This is a genomic window from Haloarcula nitratireducens (assembly GCF_019599505.1).
The window spans coordinates 63144-88663 of sequence record NZ_RKLT01000011.1 but is presented as its reverse complement, the minus strand read 5'-3'; the positions used below and the strand labels follow the sequence as shown (position 1 = coordinate 88663).

Below are 25520 nucleotides of genomic sequence, written 5' to 3'. Positions count from 1 at the left end.
AGATAGAGTCATTCAATCACACTGAGAGCGATGCTTTGAACTATGCACCGCTAGCTCGCTATCTGAGCGCTATTCGAGAAATCGTGGGTGCGTCAATAGAATGATTCTTGAACTGGTTTTGATGAGAGTGTAACGGAGACACCGTTTTGCGAGTGTTTAATCGCTACCTGAGGGTTGAATGTGCAAAATTCGCATTAGTAGACCCTACTAAAAGATATAGGGTTCAGAATAGAAGGCCGTACTAATCTGGCATTGAGACAAGAAATATAGTGGGGGGACACCGTTTTGCGAGTGTTCTGATAGAGCCTACAGCCGTTTATCGGGATATCTAATTGTGGAAGAAACAACAAATCTGTACAAAGGATAACAGAAACTAGTTGTCTCTGCGGCAAACATCAGACACCACCCTTGCGAGTGTTCTGGTGATATATAAAGGACACACACACCGTTTTGCGAGTGTTCTTCTCAAAAATTGTCCCCAGCGACTCTCGAGCAGATCTTGGATTTGACTTAAAGACTGAGGGGTAGTTCTACTGAACCACCCCTCTATAGAGGAGAAACCAGCATACAGCTAGCGGTTATCTCGGTCCGACTTACCAGCTATAACTAGTACTAGCGTAAACGTTAATATAATAATAAACAACCCCATCTAACTTACTAGACACTAGAACAGACTGCAATCCGCAGTAATCACCACATGATAGAGTAGGTTCTTCGGTGGTTCCATCCTTTGTGGCGAGGAACACTCGCAAAACGGAGGGGGTGTGTTATATAAAGGGGAGTAACACTCGCAACACTCGCAACGGTGGTTTTATAATGCTCGTCTCGGTATGCGTTTCCATGGTTACCTTTGAACGCTCAAAAGAAGTGTTCAAAAATGAGCAAGTGCTCCAGGAGGAGTATACGCCAGATGAGTTAATTGAGCGTGAAGAGGAACGCGAAGACTATATTGAAGCCCTCCAACCGGTCGCAAATGCGGCCAGCCCCCGCAATATCTTCGTTTACGGTGACACAGGTGTCGGCAAAACGGTTGCCACACGTATGATCCTCAACGAACTCTCGCAGGATATGGAGCAATTCGACGACGTTGACGTTGAAGTTGTTTGGGCAAACTGCAAGGAGCTAACGTCGTATCAGACAGCGGTGAAGCTAGTTAACTCCTTCCGAGAGCGGAGTCAGAAAATCAGCATGTCTGGTCACTCCAATGCAGCTGTCTATGATATGCTCTGGGAGGAAATAGACGCACTTGACGCAACCCATCTTTACATCGTGCTTGACGAAGTCGACAGTCTTGGGACAGACGACGATCTACTCTATAAGCTTCCCCGAGCACGGAGCAATCAAGACATCAATAACACCTATCTGGGGCTCATTGGTATCTCGAACAATTTTAAGTTCCGTGACAATCTCTCTGCTCGTGTCAAATCGACGCTCTGTGAACACGAAATCCGATTTGGTCCCTACGATGCTGGCGAACTCCAGACTATTCTCGAACAACGTGCTGAGAAAGCGTTCGTTGAGGGAATGCTCATTAGCGGAGTTATCCCGCTTGTAGCTGCATCAGCAGCACAGAATACGGGTAGTGCTCGACGAGCTCTTGATATTCTCTACAACGCCGGTTCGCTTACTCGCAAAAAGGATGCAGATGCTGTTACCGAAGATCACGTTCGCGAAGCGATAAGCCTCGTCGAAAAGGGTGTGATCGAAGACGAATTGCGAGATTTACCCACACAGAGCCATCTCGTGCTCTATGCTGTCGCTCTCCTGGCCGAACAGGGTGAACTCCCTGCTCGACGAAAGCGAATTTACGAAGTGTATGAAACAATAGCCACCCGTCTGGACACGACTGTCAAAGCGAAGCGAACTGTACTTAACCGTCTCAGTCAGCTCTCGCTCAAAGGATTTCTGCATGTTGACGAAGTTAACAAAGGTCGGAGTGGCGGGAAACACTATCAATATGAACTCGACATCAAACAGGATCTCCTCTTGAACATTTTAAGTGAAAATACCCGACTTGAAGAACTGATGGTCGATCAAAATCTAGATCAGTTCAGCTAGTTCGTATACGAGCCACTGCAAAGCAGCTTCTGGATGTGTTCTCATAGAGAAGACGATTACCGTAACTCTGAGTCGGACACTTGTATCTGAAGCTGTGTGACAGATCCAATAATGGTGTTGGCTGATTACCCAACACCTTTACGGTGTTGGGAGAAGAACCAACACATAGTAGATGGCCAGTGAATTAACCTTCCAGTATACACACGTCGAAGCTGGTCTCGTCGAGAACGTCGTCATTCGTCGGACCGACGAAATCGAGACCTATCCCTCGGGCTGGAAGTACACGCTCCATCTGGGTACCCTAGAGGACTTGACGCTCGTTCGGTACGACAACGCGCACGAAGACACGAAAGGCCACGAACATCATACCGCAGCCGGTGACGCCGACGATATAGAGTTTCCCGGGATGGAAGAACGACTTGTCGAGTTCTGGGCGATTGCTGATGAACATTGGGAGGCCGTCGATGGCGGACCAAACCGACCCTACTGACCACCGAATCAAAACCAACCTGACCATGACTACGCTCCACATCACTGTTGGCGACCGTGAACAGCTCCGAAACGACGCGATAGACTTCGTTCAAGCAGGCGAGGAGGGCACGCTCAATGACGCTGATGAAGCAGTAACACTGCAGTTCGGTAGTTACGACGATCTCATCGAGAGTCTCACTCCGTTGCGCTTGGATCTCATTCAGACCATTGCAGAACACGATCCCCAGAGTATGCGCGAGGCTGCCCGGCTCGTCGATCGCGATGTTTCCGATGTCCATGCTGACCTCAAGCATCTGGAAGTCATCGGCATCCTTGACCTCGAAGAAGGTGGCCCTGGTGGGGCAATGCGGCCTGTTGTTCCGTTCGACCGTATCGAGATGCATATCGATTACCCACTCGTTGACGACCTCGATACTGATGACGTCTCTGCTAGTGCATGATTGTATTGCGTTTTTGCTGGTATCCACTCAGATCGTTCGAAGGTGAACCTGATTGGTGCGAGGCTCGTAGACCTCCCTTTTGTTTTAGCTTCTCAAACTCGTGTTCAGCTTTGCTCTCGTCAATTCATGAGTTCGCGTGCTGCGTCTCTCACACCACTGTCGACGACAATCACTCAGCGTCGTAGCCCCACTCACGAAGCTTATCCGCGACGTCTTCGAGATGGCGGTCAAGGGCCACGATGACCGCAGCCTCTCGCAGGTCGGCCTTCTTGACTGTGTCATCGATCTCGATATCTCGACGAGCTGCCCGCTCTAAATCGAGTGTGGACTGCTGAAGGTGCAATTGGACAGTCTTTTCTCGACCGTCAGTAATCGATGACCGAGAGTAGAGCCAGGGCAAGCCACTGACAGTCGAGGACTGGGTCTCCGTTGATGTCGTCATCTCGTCATTAGCAGAGTCGTGAGATACTGTCTCCTGTTGCTGGCGTTCATCGGCCTCCGCGGCTTCATCATGCTCAGTATCGCTGCTACCGAGCGGATCGTCATTGCTTGCTCCTGATTTGAACCCAGTCATGCTGTCTCCTCCAGTGCGCCGGGTTCGGGTGGATTCGGTGCTTCGATGCCACCCTGTTCTTCAAGAAACCGGGCGAGGCGGTCCAATTGTGCTAGCGTCTCTAACTCGTAGTCACGACGGCGGTCACGATGCTCCTGGACGTAGTGGAATGCCGAGCATTGTTGTCGCCAACAGCCTTCCATTAGTGACGTTCTGTCAGCGATGGTCTCTGGAACAGGGAATTCGATATCCTCGATCATCTCTCGCTGGTCGCTCGTGTTCTTGACGCCATTTGGAATAGCACCGAGGACACCAAGGTCAATATTCAACTGCTCGGCGAAGTTGGTCGCGAGGTCTGCAAGTCCCTCGACGCTGGCCTGCCCCTTCCAGCTAGGCTCAACTGGAATGACGAGGTTCCTTGTCGCGTAGATCGCGTTGTAGAGGTGGTCGGACTCTGTCGCGGGAGGGTCACAAATGAGGACGTCGTACTTCTCACCTACGTCAGCGTCGCGCAGTACTCGTCGAAGTTGAGCGTAAATGTTGTACGCGTCGCCAAGGTCCTCAGCCTTGGACTGCTCGCGTGAAAGGTGGTTCGACAAATCCGAGAGCATGTTGTGCTCGGGGACGATATCGACACCCTCCGCAGTTCGAACGAGTTCGTCGAACGGACCACGTGGACTATTGACCATGTGGCGAACAAGATTATCAGCATTGCTATCTGCACGGTTGTCATCAACACCGAGTAGTCTGGAGAGGTCACCATCCTGTGGATCGAGTGGGACGACGAGGGGATTGAGGCCGCCACGAGCATGTGCGACGGCGAGATTTGCAGTCAGTGATGTCTTTCCGACGCCGCCAGCTTCACTGTAAACTGTATAACTCAGCATAGAAACTTCTGTGCCTTTCTAAGATAAGTATCTACGTCAGACATCTGTCCTACGACACTTCCCTAAGACACTAATCTAAGACACTTGGATAAGATAGTTATCTAATTGTGTTAGATATCGTGGAGTGCTATGTGATATTTGGGGGAGTATTGGCTCTATATCACTCATTAATTGCTTCTTGACCGTCAGCTAACGACATATTGCTGTACGGCAGGGGAGGACAGCTCGCGAATATAAGATAATGGGATTAGAGAAAAATCTAAGAATCTTAGATATAGCTGCGAGCACTATTTTGAATATCTTTTCGGTATCTCCTCCCAAAGCGAGTTCATAGTATCGCGTACGAGATCATTGAGACGATAAAACGAACGTGATGATTAAGTCGGGAACTGTCCACGGCGATAATAGTCCACACGCGATACAGCTTCTCTATATTCCCTCGACGGAAGGAGACAGAACAACAATTCTTCGACGATCCTCTCAGTGGGTTCCGTGGAGGCCGCGACGTTTTGTCATCGGTATAGCCGTCGCCGGCAGATCGAGACCGGTTACAAGTTGATCAAGCACGACGTCATCACGAAGATGCCCTCGAAGAACTATCGCGTCAGACTATCTCCTTCGTGTTCGCAATGCTGCTGTCCAATATCTGGCGGCTAACCGACTTTCTGTTAAAGGCTGGTGTCAGTAGGGTAATGGAGTACGCGCCGGTTCTGACGGCTGGCGAGTGTGTTGAACTGGTTTACTCAGCATTGATCTCCGGATTAGCACTCTCTACCAGATCGGACCGCTCTTCGTGAGTGGTGACGCTCTGCGAGATGGTAATCGCGGGCTGCCTTCGTGCATATGATGAGGTCAACCGAAAGATACGGCAGATTCTCCCTAATATACTGAAACAATGCGGTTTTCACGGCACACAAGGGAAAATAGTGTCTCTTCTGAAGCTGTGGTCGAACGGCGCTCACGAAATAGTATAGCAGAATGTAGTTTATAGAATGCCTACTCGGTGAATTTCCTCGGCTACAGGCCTTTGGATGCCGAAATAGTGGGAACAGAGAGAATCCCTCGCTGGTCATGATTACGCCGGTAATCACGACCAGTTTTTAGTCCCCCGCCGCCGTCCGGTAAGCACGAATGCTACAACCAACTCAGGACGCCGCTACCCCCGGGAGAGAGCCGCCGAGACCGGACTCGCAGGAACGTGGGGGGCCGGGAGATGCCTGACCGAGCACTCTCGACATCGCTTGGCGACAGCTTCGAGCGGTACCTTCAGGACAAGGGGAAAGGCCGCGGTGGCGACGGCGGGAACTATCGACGTAACGCAGCACGCGAACTCGGACGGTTCGTTGAGTGGGCTGCCGGCGACCGTGGTGACGATGACTGGATTGGGATCGTCCCTGACGGTGCTGACCGCGAACCAACCTTCGAAGACCTCGACGAACGCGTCTTCCGAGCGTATGCCCGTCACCTCGCCGGTGACCGCGGGCTCAAGCAGAATACTGTACAAACTTATTACCGCTATATCTCTGCGTGGTGTGGCTGGTGCGTCAACGAAGGCTACCTCGAAGCACACTATGCCCAACGAGCGAGTGCAATGGCGCCGCTTCCCGAAGACGACGGTCGCAAGCCTGGTGATCAGCAGGCCTGGACGTCCGAACAGCGCCACGCGCTTACTCGACACGTTGACGAGCGGGCCCGCGACGCCATTGAGGGGTACACGACACTCCCGGAGGATACTGATTCCCTCGAGAAGCAGCGAGCTCGCTACACCGCTCTGAAGACGGCTCGTGACCGTGCGCTCGTATTCGTCCTCGCGTACACAGCCGTCCGTGTTGGGGAACTGCTTCGGGACCCAAACGATCCACGCCGGCGTGGGGTCCGCTGGGAGGACATCTCGCTTGAGGATGGGAGTATGGACGTCTACCGAAAGAAACAGCAGTGGGACGCCGCAAGCCTCCCCGACCCGGTAATTTCGCCGCTGCGGAGCTACCGCAAACTCATGGATCCACCAACTGAGCGCTGGCCAGTGTTCCCAACGTTTGACCAACGGACACTCGCGACGCTTGTGCAAGACGAGCTGGCTGACCGCGGGGAACGCTCGGAGGTAATTGATGAGCAACGTGACGAGTGCGCTCGCGACCTGTTACTAGCGCTTGAGGAGGACGTTCGACCGCCGTCGATTACAACGGATGGTGCACGATCGATTCTCCAGCGACTCTCAGGCGCAGCGGACATCGATATCGACCATCCGAAACACGACTATCTCGCACCGCACGGCGGTCGACGGGGAATGGGTGAGGTGCTCGTTCGGGCGTTTGGGTATACGGTTGCAGCCCGGTATCTCGATAACTCCGAGGAGATGGTGCGGGAGCGCTACTCACACATTGAAGCCGGAGAGTTAGGAGATGTGGCGACAGAAGCCCTCGATGAGATCGATTCTGATGTATGAGTAGCGAGTGAAGTACTGATACCACTGTCGCTTCCTTATTGCCTTACTCGGCCCGCTCGATTCAAAATAGACATACAAATTTGGGGCATATGATCTTGTATGAATATTTATCCACTAACGTAGGAGATTAGATATCTACAGCTTCGAATTGTATACTGAATTTGGAACATCCCTCTCTACTTTTCTATATCAGTTTTCGAATTACAGGAATCGCTCTGTTCTTAAGCACTCGGCTGAAAGCATGGCTGAGACTGAGAATGCATGAGTGGCAGTATCGAAAGACGGTGTTGGCGCTTTGTACGCTCGCGCTTTTCGTTACGGTATTTGGTCGACTCGCGCTTAGCCCGGTTGTCCCCGATATCGCGACCGAATTTCACACGTCGAATACGTTGATCGGTGGAGCATTGACTGGGATGTGGTTCACGTATGCCCTGACGCAGTTCCCGAGTGGAATTCTCGCTGACCGATTCGGAGATCGACGACTAATCCTCGCTTCAGTCGGTGGTACTGGTCTCTCAGCGCTGCTTATCGCTTTCGCTCCAACATTCGGTGTCTTCGTCTTGGGTGTCGTCGTTCTGGGAGCTGTCGCTGGGCTTCACTATAGCGTAGCGACGGCACTTATCACGCGAATCTACGATGGTATCGGGACCGCTATCGGTATTCACAATTCTGGGGCACCGCTCGCAGGACTCTTGGCTCCTGTAGTCGTTTCTGGAATAGCAGTCAGATTCGGTTGGCGGCCTGCAGTGGCACTTGGAACGTTGGTCGCGCTCCCGATTACCGCGCTGATCGTGGCCGGGATTCGCTCCTCCGAACCTCGACAGCCCGACGAGCCGATGCGTGATCAGGTTGACCGCGATAAGATTGTAGAGATGCTTACTCGACCGACGGTCGTTTTCACTGGTATCATCGCGATTATCGTCGAATTCTCGTGGCAGGGACTCGCCTCGTTTCTCCCGGCGTTCTTCGTACAGTACCATGGCTATTCGCAGACGCTCGCAGGAACGCTGTTCGCTGCCTATTTCGTGGTTCAGGGCGTCCTCCAGACGGGTGTCGGAGTCGTCGCTGACCGACTGGGTCGTGACGTTGCGATCGTGTCGTGTATGGTCTTTAGCATCGCTGGCATCGGATTACTACTCCGCGGGTCAAATATCGAAGAAATCGCTCTCGGTATCGGATTGCTCGGATTAGGCATGAGTTGGGGTGCGGCAGTATTCCCTCGATTCATGGATCGCATTGACGAAGGCGAGCGCGGCTTTGGCTTCGGATTATTCAGAACAGTGTATATGGTCGTCGCCGCCACGGGATCAGTTGCCCTCGGGTTTCTGGCTGATCAGTACGGATGGGTCATCTCCTTAGGCTTTCTTGTCGTACTCCTTGTCCTCGTCTGCGGTCTCCTCGCGGTCAATTCTCTGTTCTCCCTCGATTACTGAATGCTACTCCATTTTTGTAATCGAGTTAGCCCTCCCTCCGAGCATTTCGGAAAACAATGTCGAGCGTCCGTAGCGGAGATGATTTATTGTGGAAATGGGTACGCGTCGGCTGTTTTTTCTTGTGTTTCGTTCGTAATCGTGTAGATTTTCTTTCGGGCGTCTCCGCATTTGGTCCATGACACGATTTCATCTGCTTCCTCAAGCCGAGTCACCGCAGAGCGGACTGTTCTGGGACTGAGTATGGCCTTTTCTGCGATTTGTTTCTGTGTAAGCTCGCCTTCGTACTGCAGTATTTTGAAGACAAGTTTCGAACTCGGTGGAAGTTCGGCAACAGACATACTCTGGCCATCAGGCGGATTGGACTTCTGTTCCATTAGTTGAGTTGTCTTCTTGGAGGCTATTTGTGTTATCGGTTCGCAGTTAAAATTCGCATCGGCTAGCTCAGTTTGGTGTCTGAACAATACGCTATGGGTGAATCACTTCTGATGGCTAAAGCCGTTCACTTCTGTTCTACATATCGGGCCATGCCTTGGCAGCCCGGCTCATACCGCTTACGTCAGATATCCACCGGGCCGCGATTCCTTTTTTCAGCACTTTTGCCGGCGCTCCCCCGATCGTGTTTATTGGCAGTCCCAGTACGTTATGTGCAACTGCTTTCTCGCCTACGGAAACAACGGTCCCCTTATCCTTGTGTGTCCAGGATTTCAGAGGTTGACCCCGTATAGCTCGTGCGATGTTTTCACCAGCCACATCGGCTGCCTGCCAAGCGGATTGGGCTGTTGGTGGCGCTGGCTGCTCGTCGGGCTGCTCAATTAGCGCACAATCACCGATGGCAAATACTCGCTCGTTTTCCGTCTGGAATGTCCCTTCAGACTGGATCCGGTGGTTGTGCTCGTGCTTTTCGAGGGCCGTATCCTGCATACAATCTCGTCCAGTAATACCGCCGGTCCATACTAGTACGTCATAGCTCAATTCCGTCTCGTCCCCGATATAGATGGTTTCGTCGTCGACTTCGCCGATGAACTCGCCGCACTTGATCTCGATATCGCGAGCTTCTAGCCGCTTTCGTAGTGCGCCTTGGAGTTCCGGATCGCTGTTCGGAAGAACGTTGTCAAGTCCTTCCACCAGGTGGATATCTAGCGGCAACTCATATTCATCTCGTAGCTCTGCGATTTCTCCCGCCGTTTGAATACCGGAGAGGCCTGCGCCACCGATGACGATTTGAGCGGGTTCACTCTGTGACGCTTCGCGAGCTACCTGTTGAATCTCGTCGTGAATCGCCAATGCATCGTTTAAGCTCTTCAAGGTGAATGCATACTCTTCTAGCCCTTCGATTCCGAAAAACGCTGTCTGCGATCCGAGCCCAATGAGCAAATAATCGTACTTCACCGAACCATTGTCAGTCAATTCCACCTCACGGGTGTCCGTATTGATCCCGACAACTCGATCTTGGAGGAACGTAGTGGATGACCGTTTGATTTCTTGGACTGGAATCGTGATGTTCTCTTGTACATCGGGATTTCGAATGCATCGGTGGGCTTCATGCAACACCAGATGATACTCTGTATCCGAAATCCATGTGATATCTGCCTCACCGTTCAACTCCGCTTCTAGGCTATTAATCGCGCCAGCTCCGGCATAGCCGGAGCCAAGTACGACTACATTTTCTGCCATACTGTTGGGTGTGTGCCCATCCGATACAAACCCTTTGAAATCACTTTCGCACTGAGAAGTATTGATGGCCGCGCTTGATTCGCACTCGGCGGTTCTGATTCGTCTCTTGTCCGTGATGTTGCTGGTTCTCTACTCACGTCTAATAGAAGGTATCACTTTAGTTGGTTGCCATAATCAAACGGGTCATAGATTACGCACTCTATCGAATGATTTGCATTAGTAACGAACAGTCAGCAAACGGCATCGGCAAAACAAAAGTAAAGACAGTCCCAAAGTGCGTTATCTCAATCCACTTGGTCTGCCTTCGGACGGTCCGCAAGTTCGACGTTGTCTTTGCCGATTGCCGTATCCCGGAGGTCGGACTCGATTTCTTCCAAGCTCCGGCCCTTCGTCTCAGGAACAAGCGAATATGTGAATACGACCCCGATTACGGCCACGGCAGCAAACGTCCAGAACGCGATTGCCGGCCCGATGTCGAACAGCATTGGGAAGAGCTGCGCGACAGCGAAGTTCCCGAGCCAGAGGATAACTGTACAGACACCGATCGCAGTACCGCGAATGTTGAGTGGGAAGATCTCCGAAGACATTAACCAGTAGATCGAACCGATACTCACCGCGTGGAACGCCACGAATAGCAGAATCATTGCGAGGGCTATCATCCCGATGGTGGTCGAGAGACCCACGAAGTAGTAGAGTCCGCCCAGTATCGATAGTGTGGCGAACATACCAGTGAATCCAACGAGTAACAGCGGGCGGCGTCCGACACGGTCAAGCAGGAGCGCCGCGACAATCGATAGGCTCATGTTGATGAGACCGACTCCCATGGTGCCGACGAGTGAGGCGAGGTTGCTGAAGCCAGTAGCCTCGAGGATAATAGGGGTATAGTAGATTACCGCGTTGATACCGACCGCCTGCTGGAGTATCGCAAGTCCAACTCCGACGATCAGCATCGGTCGAACCCATGGTTCCAGTAGTTCGCCCAACCCTTCCTCTTCCATATCTACCATACGTTCAATCTCGCTCATTTCGCCGCCAATGTCGTCTCTCTCACGAATTTTGGTAAGCACGGAACGCGCCTCGTGCTTTTCGCCTTGTTCCACGAGCCATCGCGGGCTCTCCGGGAGGAAAACTATGCTGAGTAAGAGTATCGCAGCGGGGATGACGCCGGTTCCGAGCATGACCCGCCAAGTGAGCCCAGCGTCAAGTAGAATTCTCGCCAGCGCGAAGTTGGTGACATAGGATACAAGCTGCCCCCCCGTGATGGCGATCTGATTTAGCGTCACGAGCGAGCCCCGTACCTCGGGCGGAGCGATCTCAGAGATGTACAGCGGCGCTACAACCGATGCGAACCCGATTCCGAGGCCGTCCACGAACCGAGAGACGATTAGCCAGTTCACCGTTGGTGAGATTGCCATCCCAGCCGATCCAACGAAAAACAGCAAGCCACCGGCGAAGATCAGGCGTTTGCGCCCAATGGCGTCTGCGAGCCATCCGCCGGTGGCTGCGCCAATTGCCGCGCCGAACATCGATCCGCTAACGACGACTCCTTGGAGAAAACTCGACTCGGCGAGTACAGGGAAACTCTCGTTGATGTAGAGGAGCGCGCCGGAGATAACGCCGGTGTCGAACCCGAACAGCAACCCGCTCAGCGCGGCGAGTCCGGCGGCGACAACGACGAACCGACCAATATCTTCCTCGGTGTCCGGGAGTAATCGATTGAGCACACTCATCGATCACTCACCACTGATTGTAGCTGCGATTTCGTTCATACGGATCCCTGAAGAACGACTACTTCTGGCCGCCGATATAGACTGAATTTCCTTAGGCATGGATATTGACGCTCCTTGCCTCAGCTCCATGCTGACATTCATACGTATATCCTGTCTTGCCACACTCGGTGTACAGTGAGGAGACGGTACCGTAGCTGATGTCATCGACTGTTTCAATCGATTCCTCACGTTTCTGTACTTTCTTCCCGAGTGGCCCTCGACAGTTTGAGCACCAGCTTCCGCATTGGATTGCTTCGAAGCAGTGGCCCAAGCGAACTGGTCGCCCGCCGCCGGATTGATCGGCGAGTGAGTACCATAGACCAACGGCGACAGTGTGTTGCCGACGTGGTTTTCAACGGAGTCCAAAGTAGCGGTCGCTCTAGCTGATGGCTCGTGCTGACTCACCATGTGAGAGGAACGATTTGACCTGCACATAAATACGTTACGTAAGTCGTATTTAGCTAGGTTAGCGTCATTCGTATTGGTTGTTTTATCGAACTACTGCCCTTTAATCGCGGGTTGTGGACGAATACGCTTTATGAGACCGGTATTGGTGACTACTGAGTGACGCTGTCAACTCCCCTCCTTCGGTGGCTGGATGCCGTCTCTTGATGCGGGCGAGCCTCGCCGCAAACAATGTACGCGATGGCCACAATACATAAACTCGTAGCACGAAGGAGAATACATACGTATATGATTGAGTCAGTAGTACTAGCAGTCGGACCGGACAACCGGAATCACGTCGACGCGCTGCTCAACACCGTCGAATCCATCGCTGGTCCAGCTGGAGCAACGGTATATCTAGTACACGTCTTTACTCACGACGAGTACAATGACCTGATGCGTCAGGCGGACGCTGATCCAAAGACAGATGATATTGACCCCGACGAACTCGCCGCGAACCATGATAACGTCCGCACGCCGGCCTCGCGTCTTGACGAACTGCAGATTGACTACGAGATCCGGGGTGTCGTCGGCTATCCGAATAGAGAGGTCGTTGAGATAGCGAATCAGCTTGAGGTGGATATGTTATTCATCGGTGGGCGGGGCCGGTCGCCAACGAAAAAGGCTGTCTTCGGCGACTACGCGCAACAGGTCCTGCTGAATGCGGACTGTCCGGTGACATACGTACAGCAGGAGTGAAGCGGACGCGCTGCTCTGCACTGGTCGGCAAAGTTGTGTAGAAGTCCAAGCGGGACCGCCATATCATTTCGTTCTGCGATTGACGAACGTTAGCCGTACACGTACTCTTTATGCCGGCCGATATTGACAGCAGACAATGTTCCAACAGAACTGCCATCTCTCTTGTCAATGCGCTCTCCTTCTCCAGACAGTGCCTCAACATTGACCTTCGAATCGCTACGGAAATTGGAACGCTGTTGAGCGGCATTCTCGAGGTCTGATGAAACGAAACGCGCCATTCTGGATTATTTCGGATGCACAAACCCGAAATAGACAGGGAATGTTCGCATCCTCCGAACGCATGAAGGGTAGAGTGGCGATTAAACCATCTACTCTAATGGATATTATCATAGATATATTTCAGAAATTTCCTGCATAGTCGACCCAAACGAGGGAATTAGCGAATACAGCGAAGTTCATTTCATGATTATTAACGACATATTTTATGCTGGATATTTTGTTCGCATCTCCCAAACGCTGGGGTTCAGCTTCCTCTGAGAAGCGTAATTCACGGGTTTGGGTAAAGAGAATCCGGATTTACTAGGCGGGATTACTAGTAATGCAGGAGCGAGTTCGGTGACATCCTACTGAATAACATCCGTACACTAGTTATCGCACGAGGGACCACTCTCAGGTTCACTGATATTCGCTCAATAAGTGGCGTTCGTTAGAAACGAACGGATGAATGTGCTAATAGCGTCGCATGTAATATCTTCGTAGATTCGGGTCACAGGGAAACGAATATTACGCGCGCCCCACGACGTGTAAACCACGATGGTCAGCATCGACTACATGGCCCATCAGGAGCAGTATAGCCCCTCGCAGTTACTGCGTTTCTCCGAACTCGCCGCCGACAACGGCTTCGAGTTCGTCTGGACCTCTGACCACTTCCACCCGTGGTTCCACACGGACGCTGAGGCCGGCTTCGCGTGGTCGTGGCTCGGCGCGGCTGCCGAGCGGATTGATGTCCCCATCGGCACCTGCGTCACGCCCGCGGGCGAACACTACCATCCCGCGCTGATGGCCCAGGCGTTCGCGACGCTGCAGGAGATGCATGACGAACGCGTCGTCCTCGGTCTCTCGACGGGCGAGGCCATGAACGAGAAGCCGATGGGCCACGAGTGGCCCGACTATCCCGTGCGACGGAATCGACTTGAAGAGACCCTCGAAATCGTCCATGGGCTCTGGGAATCCGATGACTTCTACAGCTACGAGGGCGAGCACTTCACCGTCGACGACGCGAAGCTCTATACGATGCCTGAAGAGCGCCCCGAGATCCAAATCGCCGCTAACGGACCGAGTACTGCGTCGCTAACCAGTGAGTACGGTGACGGGTTCATCACTGTCAAAACCGGCGAGGAGTACACCGAGCGAATGTATCCTGCAATTCGCCGCTACGCCGAAGAGGAGGGCCGTGACCCCGATCAAATCGAGACGACACTATTGGTGATCGCTTCGTACGACGAGGACTACGAGAAGGCACGAGCCGCGACCCGGCCGTGGTGGGCAACTACCCAGAACGTCTTCGACCGCGCGATGGCCAACCCGAAGGAGATCGAAGCCGAAGGCGAGAAAGCCACCCAGGAGGAGGTAGAGGGCAAGTTCCTCATCGCTGACGACCCGTCGGACATCGCCAGTCAGCTATCAGACTACGCCGAGATGGGATTCGACCGCATCGCACTCGGGAATACGAGCCCCGAACCCGAGAAGTTCTTTGAGGTCATGGGCAACGAGGTCATCCCCTCACTGTGATTCCGTCATAGTGGAGTGACAGTGGATCCAGCCGTTAGCTAGGGGAATATTTAAGAAAGCCCCTGTGTTTGTCTTTAAACGAGATGCCCAGACTGAACGGTGGCGAGATTATCGCCAAGTATCTAGAGAAAGAGGGTGTCGAGTACCTCGTCGGCATTCCCGGTCACGGGAGCACGAACCTACTTGACGCATTCAATGACTCCGAAGTAGAGGTCATCCAACCACGACACGAGGAAGGCGCGACACACCTCGCAGACGGCTACGCCCGCGCGAGCGGCGAGCCACTTGCCGTCTTCACCTCCATCGGGCCGGGGGCGACCAATACCGTCACCGGCGCGGCGACGGCCTACGTCGACTCCATCCCGATGGTCATCTTCACCGGCGCGCCCCAGACGCACGAGTACGGCGAGGGGATTCTTCAGGAGATCGAGCGACAGAAACCCGGCGACTTCCCGAGCGTGATGGAACCGGTCACCAAGCAGAGCTTCGTCGCCGACGACGTCGAGCAACTCCCGCGCATCCTCCGTCGCGCGTTCCAAGTCGCGCTTTCCGGGCGACCCGGCCCGGTCCACGTTGACGTCCCGATGGACGTTCAGGGTGCGGCCGCCGACGTCGAACTGCCCGAACCGACTCAATCCCGGCCGCACAGTCGCCCGGGCGGCGACCCGAGAACGGTCTCGGACGCTGCGGAGCTGCTCGAAGACGCCGAACGACCGGTCATCGTCCCCGGCGGCGGGACGATGATCGCCGAGGCGTGGGACGAAGTGCAGGAACTCGCAGAACACCTCCAAGCACCCGTTATCCCGACCTTCCAGTCGAAGGGGATCATCCCCGAGGACCACGACCTCTTCGTCGGCTACGCGGGCTGGATCGGCTCGACGGCGGGCAACGAACTCGCGTCGAACGCCGACGTGGTATTGGCGGTGGGCTGCCGCTTCACGGATATGCACACCTCCTCTTTCGAGGAGGGCGTCAGTTTCGAGATCCCGCCGAGCAAACTGATTCACGTCGACATCGACCCCGAGGAGATCGGGAAGAACTACCCGGTCGAGGTCGGCATCCAGGGCGATGCGAAGGTCGTCACACGCCAGATTACCGAAGAACTCCAGGAGCAGATGGATCCGGTCTCGAAAGAGAACAATGAGTACTACGACGAGATTCAGGGCCTCTGGGAGGAGTGGGAGTCGATGGTCGCCGAGCGCTGGGAGGACGACGCGGTGCCGATGAGCATCTCCCGAGCTATCGCCAGCCTTCGTCAAGTCTTGCCCCGCGACGGCGTCGTCGTCTCTAGCGCAGGTCAGCCGCAGGAGACAGTCAACCCTGAGTTCCCGGTGTACGAACCCCGAACCAACATCTCCTGTGGCGGCTTCTCGACGATGGGATTCGGTGTCTCAGCCGCTATCGGCGCGAAGCTCGCCAAACCAGACAGCCCAGTAGTGGATATCGAGGGCGACGGGAGCTTCATGATGTGCAATCAGGAGGTCGCGTGTGCGGTTCAGCATGATATCGACGTGAACTACCTCATCGTCAACAACCACGGCTGGAAGTCCATCCGGAACCTCCAGGTCGCCAAGTACGGGTGGGACCGGGTACTGGACACGGAGTTCGACGAGGAGACCGACATCGACTTCATGTCGATGGCCGACGGGCTGGGCGTCGAGTTCGCCGAACGCGTCGTCAAACCCGAGAATCTCGATAGTGTCCTCGAAGAGGCGATCGCTCACGATGGCCCGGCCATCGTCGAGGCGATGGTCGAACCGGATAACCCGGACTCCGGCGCGATCGTCACCGGCGAGTGGGACCTCGCGGACCTCGAAAAGTAAGCCGTCCACAGTCTTTCGCTTTTCTCTCAGACGCCGGCCACCTTCTTGGCTTTCCTCATCTGGACGAAGGCTTTGCCGTCGACGCGCTTGGCGACCTGTGCGACGGCCTCGTCGGTGTTCCCCAAGTTGTACGTCGAGGTAATCATCGGCGGATTATCGAGTTGGCCGCTGGCCACCAGTCGAATCGTGCGCGGGGACACTTGATGACCTGTGTGCCCTCCCGACCCGTATAACTGAGCGCTGTTCACCTGGTATTTCCGGAGCACGATTTCGGGGTTTAAGCCGGCGTTGTTGATGTGAACGACGTTGGCACGTTCGGACAGCGAGTCCTCGATGATGAGGTACGTCGCGCCCACCGCGCCGCTCGCATTTCGATGTGGAGTCTGCGCCTTTGCTATCGGTCACCTCCTCGATATTTCGATTAGATCGACTATGAAAACTGGGAGTTGATTTCGATGACGTTGGCGGAGCGGGTCACCATCTTCGGGAGTTCCTCCTCGTAGAGCTCGCCTTCGAACCGGCTCGCGGGGCCGGAGACGCTCAGCGCGCCGACGACTTCCCCACCAGTCACCACGGGAGCGGCGACACAGCGGAGGCCCGCAATCTTTTCCTCCCGGTCGAAAGCGTAGCCCTGTTCGCGTATCGTCGCTAGCTCGTCGAACAACTCGGACTTCGACGTGATTGTCGAGTCGGTGAAGCCCTGCAGCCCGTGTCGGTCGATTATCTCCTCGATGCGCTCTCGGGACATGTGAGCCATCATCGCCTTTCCCAGTGAGATGCAGTGGAGGTATTCCCGGTCACCGGCAGAGGAAGCCGTTTGGACGGCGTTCTCGCCGCCGGTCTTGTAGAGGTAGACTGCGCGACCGTGCTCTTCGGTGGCGAACTGCGCCAGCTCGCCGCACTCGGCTGCCAGGTCGTCGAGTTCGTTGCGCACGACATCGTATATCTGGAGCCTGTTAGTGACTGTCTCAGCGAGTTCAAGGTAGCGGAGGCTCAACCGGTAGTGCCCGTCGTCGTTCACAACATACTCGTTCTCGGCGAGTGTCGCCAAGTGGCTGTGGACCGTTCCCTTCGAACGACCGAGTTCGTCGGCGATCTCGGTTATGCCGGCTCCGTCTCGCTCTTGCAGGAGTTCGATAATCTCTAGGGCTGTCTCCACGGCGTCCACAGTTCGAGGTGAAGATTTTGTGGCCATACCTAGGGTGAGAGGTAGTGTCACATAAATGTTCGGCAGGTACGAACAAAGAGTGCATTTATAATTTGTGAATAATTAGCATAGAGGTGAAATACGGAATGCAGATAATTCTTTATTTCTATATTTATAGGGCGATATTACTGTCGGATGGCGCTATCTGGCAGTCGTCGAAGCGATAGTTGAACGAGACAATCCCGATTTTGGTGCTATCGTCACCGATGAGTGAGACCTCGCGGAGCTCGAAAAATATGCCGTCCAAAGCGTTTCGCTTCTTTCAGACTCAGGCCACCTTTGTAGCCTTAGCTCATCTGGATGAGGACTTTTCCATCAACGCGCTTGGCGGCTTGTGCGACAGCCTCGTCGGCGTTCTTGAGATTGTAGGTCGAGGTGATCATCGGCAGGTTGTCGAGCTGGCCGCTAGCCATCAGTCGAATCGTGCGTGGATACACTTGTTGGCCGGTGTGACCCTCCGAACCGTATAATTGGGCTCCGTTGCCCTGGTACTTCCGGAGCGCGATCTCGGGATCCGACCCGGCGTTGCTGATGTGAACAACGTTGGCGCGTTCGGCGAGCGAGTCCTCGATGACGGGGTAGGTCGCGCCGACGGCACCGCTGGTCTCGACGTGGACATCTGCGCCTTCATCGTTGGTCACCTCGGCGATGGTCTCGACCGGATCGACGTCGATAGGATTGTAGACGTGCTCAAAGCCCATCTCGTGAGCAATCTCCCGCCGCGGGTCCGACGGTTCGAAGGCGATGACCTTGCCTGCGCCGGCTGCGCGCGAGACGTTCATCCCGGTGAGGCCGATGGGGCCGGTTCCGTGGTAGACGTGGTAGTCACCGGGCCAGATGCCCTCTGCTCGCCCGAACAGGCCGTAGTAGCAGATGGTGCTGGGTTCGACTGTTGCAGCTGCTCGGAAGAGCTCGTCTTCGTCGTCGTACGCTTGTTCCAGTGAGGCGACGCTCCAGAGGATTTTCTCGGGGACCGTGACATACTCGGCGAATGCGCCATCCAGCGTGAATCCGAGCTGCTCGAAGTTCTCACAGTGGCCGTGGAAGCCCTGTCGGCACATCTGACAGCGGCCGCAGTAGTCGGTGACCTCCGCTGTAACGGGCTCGCCCTCCTCGAAGAGGTTTGCGTCATCGCCGTTCTCGACGATGACGCCGGAGAACTCGTGGCCGGTGACGCTTGGCAGTTGCGTGTATGCCGAGTAGTGCATGTAGCCGTCGTCATCGGTCTCGTACATCGAGACGTCGCTGCCACATATTCCGGCGTACTTCACGCGGACGAGTACCTCGTCGTCTGCGGGCTCGGGTCGCTCCCGCTCTTCGACAGAGAGATCGGGGTTTTGCCATATCTGTCCGGAGTTCATCGCACGCTGTCGCTCCCGCTCGTCGTCCGAGAGGTCGTATTGCGGTCGCGGATTCCACTCCGCATCGAGTACTAAGGCTCGCATCGTTGTCACAGAGTACCCACCGGGATATAATTGTGGGGGATAGTGTGGTTGGCGTCCGGACCCGTAGCGGGGTCTATTTTATCGCACTCCGTTCGCGGGTGCGTAACATCTATATGTGTTCACATAGTCGGTCTGCATGTATGACGAGCAAGCAAGAGCAGTCGCCAGCGGCGACTGCCGTACCCGACACCGTACAGAATTACGTTGGCGGCGAGTGGCACTCTGTCGAGAGCGACGACGGCCAGCCGCTCGTTAACCCAGCGACGGGCGAGACACTGGCAGACGTGCCGTACTCCACCGCGGAGACGGTCGACGAAGCAGTCCAGACGGCCAACGACGCTTTCGAAGATTGGCGGGCGACCTCGCCAGTCGACCGCGTCCAGTACCTCTTCGACCTCAAGCAGGAACTCGAAGACCGTCAAGAGGACATCGCACAGGCGCTCACGCGCGAACACGGCAAGACGCTGGCCGAGGGCCGCGGCGAGATCCGCCGCGGCATCGAGAACGTCGAAGTCGCTGCGGGTATCCCGAACATGCTCCGCGAGGGCAGCGGCAATGTGGAAGGCATTGCTTCGAACATGGACGAACACGCCGTTCGGCAGCCGCTGGGCGTCTTCACGGCCATCACGCCGTTCAACTTCCCGGCGATGATTCCACTGTGGTTCCTGCCTTACGCCGTTGCCACCGGAAACACGTTCATCCTCAAACCCAGCGAGAAAGTCCCGCTGAGTTCGCAACTCATCTTCGAGGCCGTCGACGCTGTGGACTTCCCCGACGGCGTGGTCAACCTCGTCAACGGGAGCGCCGACACGGTCAATGCGCTGCTGGAACACGACGACATCGCCGGCGTCTCCTTCGTCGGTTCGACGCCCGTCGCCCAGCACATCTACGAGACGGCCGCCGAACACGGCAAGCGCGTCCAGGCACAGGGCGGCGCGAAGAACTACGCCGTCGTCTCCGAGGACGCCGAAATCGAGGAGTCGGTCCCGAACATCATCGGCTCCGTCTACGGCAACGCGGGCCAGCGCTGTCTCGCCAACGACGTCGTCGTCGGCATCGGCGACGCCTACGACGACCTGCGCGAGGAGGTTCTCGACGACATCGACGACCTCACGGTGGGTAACGGTCTCGACGAGGACACCGACGTCGGCCCACTCATCACAGGCGAGTCCGCTGACCGGGTCGTCGAGATGATCGAGGACGCCATCGACGAAGGTGCCGACCTCGTCGTGGACGGCCGCGACTTCGAGCATCCGGATTACCCCGATGGGAACTTCCTCGGTCCGACGCTCTTAGAGAACGTTACGACGGACATGGACATCACCCAGACCGAGATCTTCGGCCCGGTGATGGCGCTGACGAAGGCTGACGACCTCGACGAAGCCATCGAGATGGTCAACAGCACGGAGTACGGCAACGCCTCCTCGCTGTACACGGAGAACGGCGCGGAAGCGCGCAAGTACCGCTACAACGTGGACGCGGGCAACATCGGCATCAACGTCGGCGTCTGCGCGCCGATGGGCTTCTTCCACTTCGGCGGCCGGAAGGGGTCGTTCTTCGGCGACCTCCACGCGCAGGGCGAGGACGCCGTGAACTTCTACACCGACAAGACCATCGAGATTCAGCGCTGGTACACTAACAACTGAAATCCCTTCGCGGCTGCGGCCCCAGCTAACTTTTCGGCATACGGTTCGAATTCTCCCCCTTCGCTCGTGACGCTCTGAGCAGTGGCTGGTTCTCGCAGGTGCAGGTACAGATACGATAGACGACGAAAAGGCGTCAGTCCGAAGATACGGGAATCGCTGTTTCGAGGGCGGTCTCGTAATCACCGATGGCTTCATCGACGCTGCCCATCAGTAATGAGATGTCTTTCCCAGCGATGAGAAAGTCGAATCCCTGATCTATGCGAGCTTCGATGGCGCCGGTGTCGACGGTCAGCGTTCCGACTGGCGTGCCAGCTTCCTCCCCGGCCCTGACAACCGACTCGACGGCGTCGGCGAACTCTTCTGTATCCCACTCGGCGAACATTCCGAGTGCAGCTGAGAGATCCGCTGGGCCGACAAACAGCGCATCGATACCGTCGACGCGAGCAATCTCCTCGGCGTTTTCGAGGCCCTCCTCGGTCTCGATTTGGGCAATGGTGAGGATAGAGCCGTTGGCGTTGTCGACATACTGCTCAAAGTTACGACCGTACCCAGTTGCACGACTCCCGGCGATTCCGCGGATACCATCCGGCGGGTAGCGCAGCGACCGGACGAGTTCTCGAGCCTCCTCCGCGTTGTCGATCATGGGGACCATCACGCCAGCGATGCCAATGTCGATGACGCGCTTCAACCGCACGGGGTCGTTCCATGGAACCCGGACAACAGCATCCGTCTCACCTGATGCGGCGTCGACTGCACGAGCCATGCCCTCGACAGTTTCGAGCGACATTGTCGTATGTTCCATGTCGACTAGGAGAAAGTCCAAGTCGAGCTGTGCCAGTCCTTCTGCGACCGCCGGGTGACCAATGGAGGTCCACGTTCCAAAAGGGTGGTCGCGGTTTTCGATTGCGTCCTTGATATGTGTCATAGTTATTTCAAGGTGACTAGTACTGTTCGTGGGCTAACCCCCGGACAGTCTAGTCCATCTCTCTACCTGTACGTCTGCACGCAGATACAAAAACATACGGGGTTGTTAATGTGTGGTGGTGAGACATACCACGATTGTCTGCGGCATCGGAAAGTATAACATGGTAACCGATAAAACACAGATTGATGCGAGTCGCCCTATCGAGTGTATTCCCTACACTGATGGTCGGCTTGTGAGGAAAGTGTACTGCGGCGGGCGAAGGAATCTCTCGTCTGCCGACGTACACAGAAAAAGAGATTCCAATCATGTACGAGGACTTCGCTTCGAAACTGGCAGCGACGATGTGGGCCGACTTCGACGAGACGCCCCGCCGGGCGGACGGCCCCACAGCAGAGATAACCGACCTGAACACGGTGGTCATCGACGGGAACTTCCCGTGGACCATCGTCACCGTCGAAACAGACGAGGGTGTCACCGGTATTGGTGAGGCGTACCCGTCACCGGGCGTCCACGAGATCATCACCGACTATCTCCAGCCCGTCTTAGTCGGCGAGAATCCAACTGACGTCGAGCGACTCTACAACCTTATGCGCGGGAGTCTCTCGGGGCGCGGTTCGCAGGAAGGTGTCGGCACCATCGCCATCAGCGGCGTCGAGATTGCCCTCTGGGACGTCGCCGGGAAATTGCTGGACCAGCCGGTCTACCAACTGCTGGGTGGGAAGACCCGCGAGGAAGTCGTCGTCTACGCGGACTGCCACGCCGGCGAGGCGATGGTCGAGTCCGCCGAGGAAGGTCAGGAGGACTCGACGTACGAACCCGAAGCGTACGCGAAAGCGGCCAGAGCGGCCGTCGAGGACGGCTTCGACATCGTGAAGTTCGACCTTGACGTGCCCTCCGGTCGCGAGGTCGATACGCTCTCGCGGCACTTCGACCCGCCCGAAATCGACCACAAGAGGCGCGTCGTCGAGGCCGTCACCGACGAGATCGGTCACGATGCAGAGGTCGCGGTAGACCTCCACTGGAACTTCAGCCCCGAAACGGCAGAGCGCCTCTGTCGCGCGCTCGAACCGTACGACCTCGCGTGGATAGAGGACCCCCTGCCACCGGAGAACACCGACGCGATGCGGGAGCTGAAGCGCCGCGTCGACGCGACTATCCTGACCGGTGAGAACCGCTACGGCCGCCACGGCTTCCGTGACCTAATCGAAGAACAAGGCGTGGATTTCCTCGCGCCGGACGTGCCCAAGACGGGCGGCATCGCCGAGACCAAGAAAGTCGCCGAGATGGCCGAAGCGTACTATCAGGCGCTCATCCCGCACAACATTGGGAGCCCCGTCGCCACCGCCGCGACTGCCCACGTCGGCGCAACGGTACCGAACTTCGTCGCCCTCGAATACCACGCCCGTGAGGTACCATGGTGGGAAGACTTGCTCGTCCGTGAGGAAGACTTCATCCAGAACGGCCGCATACAGGTCCCCGACGCACCGGGGCTCGGTATCGAACTCGACTGGGACGTCGTCGAACAACACCGCAAAGAGTAGTCTACTACTCATCGCGCTTGAGGACTTGCGTAGCGTCGTGATTAGGCTGCATGGCAGACAACGGTGTGAACCAGCAAATTGCACAGCTGGGGTTAGATGCGCGCCGAAAACTACCGCTTCTCCAAATCTTTATCAGGGACGCTACCGAGTATTTATCCGATGTACGATAGTCTCGATAGCAGCGGTGAGAGCTATAGTGGTCTGACATCGCTATTTACGGATATCCGTAGAAACGTGAGCCAGCTGGAGCAACGGTACGTTAGTGAACACTATCTGGAGAGTGAGCAATGACGCTCGATGTTGGATTCCTTGGCTATCGGTTCATGGGTAAAGCGCACGCAAATGCGCTTGCCCGGATGCCGATGTTCTTCCCGGATGCACCTGCTACCAACCGGGCAGTCCTCGTGGGTCGCGACGAGGCGGCAGTTAGTGACGCAGCCCAGCGATTCGGGTTTGACCGCACCGCGACTGACTGGCAAGATGTCGTTGACGAGGTCGACATCTTCTACAATCTCGGTCCAAATCACGTTCATGCGGAGCCGACTATCGCTGCCCTTGAGGCCGATACACACGTCATGTGTGAGAAACCATTGGCCCCGGATATCGAAACCGCTCGGCGGATGCACGACGCCGCTCGCGAGAATGAGGCTATTGCGGCTACGGGATTCAACTACCGATACGTGCCTGCACTGCAGCTAGCGAAACGACTCGTCGAGAATGGCGAGCTGGGCGAGATCTATCGATTTAAGGGCCGATGTCTCCAAGACTGGTTGAACGACCCCGATGCACCGTGGAACTGGCGCTGTGATGCGAGCGTCGCTGGTACCGGCGTAGTAGGTGACGTTGGTTCTCACACTATCGATCTCGCACGATGGCTTATTGGCGATATCGACCGCCTCAGTGGTTCTCTGACGACGCAAATCACGGAGCGACCTGATCCGGATGGTGACGGGACTCGCGAGGTAACAACCGACGACGAATACTCTGCACTCGTTGAGTTTGAGTGTGGTGCAGAAGGTGTACTAGAAGGCTCTCGAATAGCGACCGGAAGAAAGGCGGATAACTCCGTGGAGATCTACGGCTCGGAGGGTGCGCTGAAGTTTTCGCTTCGCCGGCTTAACGAGTTACAAGTCAAGGGGCCGGAGGATCGAGGCTATCAGCAGATACTGGTCACCGACCCGGACGACCCGTATGTCGACGCATGGTGGCCGCCGGGGCACAGCATCGGCTGGGAACACACGTTCGTCCACGAGAACTACGAGTTCCTGACCTGCATTGAACAGGGAACGCCGTACCGACCGAATTTCCAAGATGGCGTCGACGTCCAACAGGTCGTCGAAACAATCCAAGAGAGCGACGAACACGGGAAGTGGCTGTCACTCGACAAGTAGTAGCGAAAAGATATCGACACCAAGTGTTCCGCCCCGCTCAGACGTCCGTCACCGCTTCCAGATGGTCGATGTTCTTCTTGGCGTGGACGAGTGGGTGATCCATCTGATTCTCGATCTCGATAGTCGTGTGGCCGTCGTATCCGACTGAATCGAGCGTTTCGAATACCTCACTGAAGTCGATGATTCCTTCCCCGAGGTCGGTGAATGCCCAGATGTAGTTGACGATGCTGTCGTAGTCTTTCTTCCCGGCAGTGAGGTTATCGACGTGAAGCTGGAACTCCGCTGGCGGGTCAATATCCTTGAGGTGGACGTAGGCGATGTCGTCGGCGAACCGCTCGATACCGTCCGTAATATCGCCATAGGCGTAGTAGTGGGCCGTATCAAACAGCAATTGGAGATTGTCCGGACCTTCGTCAAGCCAGCGGCGTATCTCCTCGGGTTGTTCGACGTGTGCGCCAAAATGGTGGTGGACGATGGGTGTGACGCCAGCGTCGGCGGCAGCCTCGCAAATTGTGTCGAGCCATTCGGCGAACGTCTCGTCGTCGACGACGCCCCGAGGCGGCGGCAGGATGCCGAGGAAATTCGAGCCGAGATTGCCCGCAAGTTCGGCACCGTTGACGGCCCTCTGAAGGTCCTCTTCGGTGTTGAGCCAACCGGCCATGACACAGTACAGATCGAGGTCGTAGTCTTCGAGTAGCGCGTTCAGCGTCTCCTCGCCGAGAGCCTCGACCTTTTCGAGACCGATCTCGACGCCGTCGTACCGGCAGGCAGCGAAGTCCCCGATAGCGCGCGATTCTACTGCTTCCGAGTCGTACATGATGGTCGCGTATCCGACACCCATACGTAGGATATCTCG

General features: G+C 55.8%; 21 protein-coding genes. 11 read left to right on the top strand and 10 right to left on the bottom strand.

What is annotated here, in order from left to right:
- Positions 1–840 precede the first annotated feature (840 nt).
- The 3 genes from EGH23_RS18625 to EGH23_RS18615 all read left to right on the top strand — a co-directional run bounded on the left by EGH23_RS18625 (position 841) and on the right by EGH23_RS18615 (position 2990).
- Entirely contained in the window at positions 841–2058 is a 1218-nt protein-coding gene (locus EGH23_RS18625) for an orc1/cdc6 family replication initiation protein (protein ID WP_220581487.1), read from the top strand.
- Between the two features lie 172 nt (positions 2059–2230).
- A complete protein-coding gene (locus EGH23_RS18620; RefSeq protein WP_220581486.1) occupies positions 2231–2548 on the top strand; it encodes a toxin-antitoxin system TumE family protein in 318 nt (105 codons plus the stop codon).
- Positions 2549–2573: 25 nt separating this feature from the next.
- Positions 2574–2990: an HVO_A0114 family putative DNA-binding protein gene (locus EGH23_RS18615; RefSeq protein ID WP_425433246.1), complete on the top strand. Its 417-nt coding sequence runs from the start codon at positions 2574–2576 to the stop codon at positions 2988–2990.
- 169 nt (positions 2991–3159) lie between these two features.
- Here EGH23_RS18615 and EGH23_RS18610 read toward each other — a convergent pair whose 3' ends face one another.
- Together EGH23_RS18610 and EGH23_RS18605 are read right to left on the bottom strand one after the other, a co-directional pair.
- Entirely contained in the window at positions 3160–3564 is a 405-nt protein-coding gene (locus EGH23_RS18610; RefSeq protein ID WP_220581484.1) for a DUF7970 domain-containing protein, read from the bottom strand.
- Complete coding sequence (locus EGH23_RS18605; protein ID WP_220581483.1) at positions 3561–4430, bottom strand: ParA family protein; 870 nt, start codon at positions 4428–4430, stop codon at positions 3561–3563. Before EGH23_RS18605 ends, EGH23_RS18610 begins: the two co-directional genes overlap by 4 nt.
- A gap of 1213 nt (positions 4431–5643) precedes the next feature.
- On the opposite strand from EGH23_RS18605, the gene EGH23_RS18600 reads away from it, so the two are divergent.
- Positions 5644–6876 carry a tyrosine-type recombinase/integrase gene (locus EGH23_RS18600; protein ID WP_220581482.1) on the top strand — a complete coding sequence of 411 codons (1233 nt, stop codon included), beginning with the start codon at positions 5644–5646 and terminating at the stop codon, positions 6874–6876.
- Positions 6877–7133: 257 nt separating this feature from the next.
- Complete coding sequence (locus tag EGH23_RS18595) at positions 7134–8309, top strand: MFS transporter (protein ID WP_220581481.1); 1176 nt, start codon at positions 7134–7136, stop codon at positions 8307–8309.
- An 83-nt stretch (positions 8310–8392) separates the two neighbouring features.
- Here the strand turns inward: EGH23_RS18595 and EGH23_RS18590 are convergent, their stop codons facing one another.
- The 3 genes from EGH23_RS18590 to EGH23_RS18580 all read right to left on the bottom strand — a co-directional run bounded on the left by EGH23_RS18590 (position 8393) and on the right by EGH23_RS18580 (position 11713).
- Positions 8393–8683: a winged helix-turn-helix transcriptional regulator gene (locus EGH23_RS18590; RefSeq protein ID WP_220581480.1), complete on the bottom strand. Its 291-nt coding sequence runs from the start codon at positions 8681–8683 to the stop codon at positions 8393–8395.
- A gap of 136 nt (positions 8684–8819) precedes the next feature.
- Positions 8820–9983, bottom strand: a complete 1164-nt coding sequence (locus EGH23_RS18585; RefSeq protein WP_220581479.1) for an NAD(P)/FAD-dependent oxidoreductase — start codon at positions 9981–9983, stop codon at positions 8820–8822.
- 284 nt (positions 9984–10267) lie between these two features.
- Positions 10268–11713: a sugar porter family MFS transporter gene (locus EGH23_RS18580; protein WP_220581478.1), complete on the bottom strand. Its 1446-nt coding sequence runs from the start codon at positions 11711–11713 to the stop codon at positions 10268–10270.
- Between the two features lie 732 nt (positions 11714–12445).
- Between EGH23_RS18580 and EGH23_RS18575 the strand changes: the two genes are divergently transcribed.
- The 3 genes from EGH23_RS18575 (at position 12446) to EGH23_RS18565 (ending at position 16509) form a co-directional block, all read left to right on the top strand.
- Positions 12446–12895 (top strand): universal stress protein, encoded by a 450-nt coding sequence (locus tag EGH23_RS18575; RefSeq protein WP_220581477.1) that lies wholly within the window; start codon positions 12446–12448, stop codon positions 12893–12895.
- Positions 12896–13708: 813 nt separating this feature from the next.
- Complete coding sequence (locus EGH23_RS18570; RefSeq protein WP_220581476.1) at positions 13709–14686, top strand: TIGR03557 family F420-dependent LLM class oxidoreductase; 978 nt, start codon at positions 13709–13711, stop codon at positions 14684–14686.
- Between the two features lie 83 nt (positions 14687–14769).
- Positions 14770–16509 (top strand): thiamine pyrophosphate-binding protein, encoded by a 1740-nt coding sequence (locus EGH23_RS18565; protein WP_220581475.1) that lies wholly within the window; start codon positions 14770–14772, stop codon positions 16507–16509.
- A 26-nt stretch (positions 16510–16535) separates the two neighbouring features.
- On the opposite strand, the gene EGH23_RS18560 is transcribed toward EGH23_RS18565, so the two are convergent.
- The 3 genes from EGH23_RS18560 to iolM all read right to left on the bottom strand — a co-directional run bounded on the left by EGH23_RS18560 (position 16536) and on the right by iolM (position 19161).
- Positions 16536–16865, bottom strand: coding sequence for an MDR/zinc-dependent alcohol dehydrogenase-like family protein (locus EGH23_RS18560; RefSeq protein WP_220581474.1), 330 nt, complete (start codon positions 16863–16865; stop codon positions 16536–16538).
- A 74-nt stretch (positions 16866–16939) separates the two neighbouring features.
- Positions 16940–17704 (bottom strand): IclR family transcriptional regulator, encoded by a 765-nt coding sequence (locus EGH23_RS18555; RefSeq protein WP_220581473.1) that lies wholly within the window; start codon positions 17702–17704, stop codon positions 16940–16942.
- A 299-nt stretch (positions 17705–18003) separates the two neighbouring features.
- The gene (iolM, locus tag EGH23_RS18550) at positions 18004–19161 is read right to left on the bottom strand and encodes a scyllo-inosose 3-dehydrogenase (RefSeq protein WP_220581472.1); all 1158 of its coding nucleotides are present in this window, start codon (positions 19159–19161) and stop codon (positions 18004–18006) included.
- Positions 19162–19301: 140 nt separating this feature from the next.
- Here iolM and EGH23_RS18545 point away from each other — a divergent pair, with 140 nt between their 5' ends.
- Positions 19302–20807 (top strand): CoA-acylating methylmalonate-semialdehyde dehydrogenase, encoded by a 1506-nt coding sequence (locus EGH23_RS18545; protein ID WP_220581471.1) that lies wholly within the window; start codon positions 19302–19304, stop codon positions 20805–20807.
- A 133-nt stretch (positions 20808–20940) separates the two neighbouring features.
- On the opposite strand, the gene EGH23_RS18540 is transcribed toward EGH23_RS18545, so the two are convergent.
- On the bottom strand, positions 20941–21732 hold the full coding sequence (locus EGH23_RS18540; protein WP_220581470.1) for an HpcH/HpaI aldolase family protein: 792 nt from the start codon (positions 21730–21732) through the stop codon (positions 20941–20943).
- A 305-nt stretch (positions 21733–22037) separates the two neighbouring features.
- On the opposite strand from EGH23_RS18540, the gene EGH23_RS18535 reads away from it, so the two are divergent.
- Together EGH23_RS18535 and EGH23_RS18530 are read left to right on the top strand one after the other, a co-directional pair.
- On the top strand, positions 22038–23273 hold the full coding sequence (locus EGH23_RS18535) for a mandelate racemase/muconate lactonizing enzyme family protein (protein ID WP_220581469.1): 1236 nt from the start codon (positions 22038–22040) through the stop codon (positions 23271–23273).
- A 287-nt stretch (positions 23274–23560) separates the two neighbouring features.
- On the top strand, positions 23561–24664 hold the full coding sequence (locus EGH23_RS18530) for a Gfo/Idh/MocA family protein (protein ID WP_220581468.1): 1104 nt from the start codon (positions 23561–23563) through the stop codon (positions 24662–24664).
- Positions 24665–24701: 37 nt separating this feature from the next.
- Here EGH23_RS18530 and EGH23_RS18525 read toward each other — a convergent pair whose 3' ends face one another.
- Positions 24702–25505 carry a sugar phosphate isomerase/epimerase family protein gene (locus EGH23_RS18525; RefSeq protein ID WP_220581467.1) on the bottom strand — a complete coding sequence of 268 codons (804 nt, stop codon included), beginning with the start codon at positions 25503–25505 and terminating at the stop codon, positions 24702–24704.
- Positions 25506–25520: the final 15 nt, after the last annotated feature.

Bases quoted from the DNA above. Each gene is read 5' to 3' on its own strand.
- EGH23_RS18625 (WP_220581487.1), top strand. From the start codon at position 841: ATGGTTACCTTTGAACGCTCAAAAGAAGTGTTCAAAAATGAGCAAGTG.
- EGH23_RS18620 (WP_220581486.1), top strand. From the start codon at position 2,231: ATGGCCAGTGAATTAACCTTCCAGTATACACACGTCGAAGCTGGTCTC.
- EGH23_RS18615 (WP_425433246.1), top strand. From the start codon at position 2,574: ATGACTACGCTCCACATCACTGTTGGCGACCGTGAACAGCTCCGAAAC.
- EGH23_RS18610 (WP_220581484.1), bottom strand. From the start codon at position 3,564: ATGACTGGGTTCAAATCAGGAGCAAGCAATGACGATCCGCTCGGTAGC.
- EGH23_RS18605 (WP_220581483.1), bottom strand. From the start codon at position 4,430: ATGCTGAGTTATACAGTTTACAGTGAAGCTGGCGGCGTCGGAAAGACA.
- EGH23_RS18600 (WP_220581482.1), top strand. From the start codon at position 5,644: ATGCCTGACCGAGCACTCTCGACATCGCTTGGCGACAGCTTCGAGCGG.
- EGH23_RS18595 (WP_220581481.1), top strand. From the start codon at position 7,134: ATGCATGAGTGGCAGTATCGAAAGACGGTGTTGGCGCTTTGTACGCTC.
- EGH23_RS18590 (WP_220581480.1), bottom strand. From the start codon at position 8,683: ATGGAACAGAAGTCCAATCCGCCTGATGGCCAGAGTATGTCTGTTGCC.
- EGH23_RS18585 (WP_220581479.1), bottom strand. From the start codon at position 9,983: ATGGCAGAAAATGTAGTCGTACTTGGCTCCGGCTATGCCGGAGCTGGC.
- EGH23_RS18580 (WP_220581478.1), bottom strand. From the start codon at position 11,713: ATGAGTGTGCTCAATCGATTACTCCCGGACACCGAGGAAGATATTGGT.
- EGH23_RS18575 (WP_220581477.1), top strand. From the start codon at position 12,446: ATGATTGAGTCAGTAGTACTAGCAGTCGGACCGGACAACCGGAATCAC.
- EGH23_RS18570 (WP_220581476.1), top strand. From the start codon at position 13,709: ATGGTCAGCATCGACTACATGGCCCATCAGGAGCAGTATAGCCCCTCG.
- EGH23_RS18565 (WP_220581475.1), top strand. From the start codon at position 14,770: ATGCCCAGACTGAACGGTGGCGAGATTATCGCCAAGTATCTAGAGAAA.
- EGH23_RS18555 (WP_220581473.1), bottom strand. From the start codon at position 17,704: ATGGCCACAAAATCTTCACCTCGAACTGTGGACGCCGTGGAGACAGCC.
- iolM (WP_220581472.1), bottom strand. From the start codon at position 19,161: ATGCGAGCCTTAGTACTCGATGCGGAGTGGAATCCGCGACCGCAATAC.
- EGH23_RS18545 (WP_220581471.1), top strand. From the start codon at position 19,302: ATGACGAGCAAGCAAGAGCAGTCGCCAGCGGCGACTGCCGTACCCGAC.
- EGH23_RS18540 (WP_220581470.1), bottom strand. From the start codon at position 21,732: ATGACACATATCAAGGACGCAATCGAAAACCGCGACCACCCTTTTGGA.
- EGH23_RS18535 (WP_220581469.1), top strand. From the start codon at position 22,038: ATGTACGAGGACTTCGCTTCGAAACTGGCAGCGACGATGTGGGCCGAC.
- EGH23_RS18530 (WP_220581468.1), top strand. From the start codon at position 23,561: ATGACGCTCGATGTTGGATTCCTTGGCTATCGGTTCATGGGTAAAGCG.
- EGH23_RS18525 (WP_220581467.1), bottom strand. From the start codon at position 25,505: ATGGGTGTCGGATACGCGACCATCATGTACGACTCGGAAGCAGTAGAA.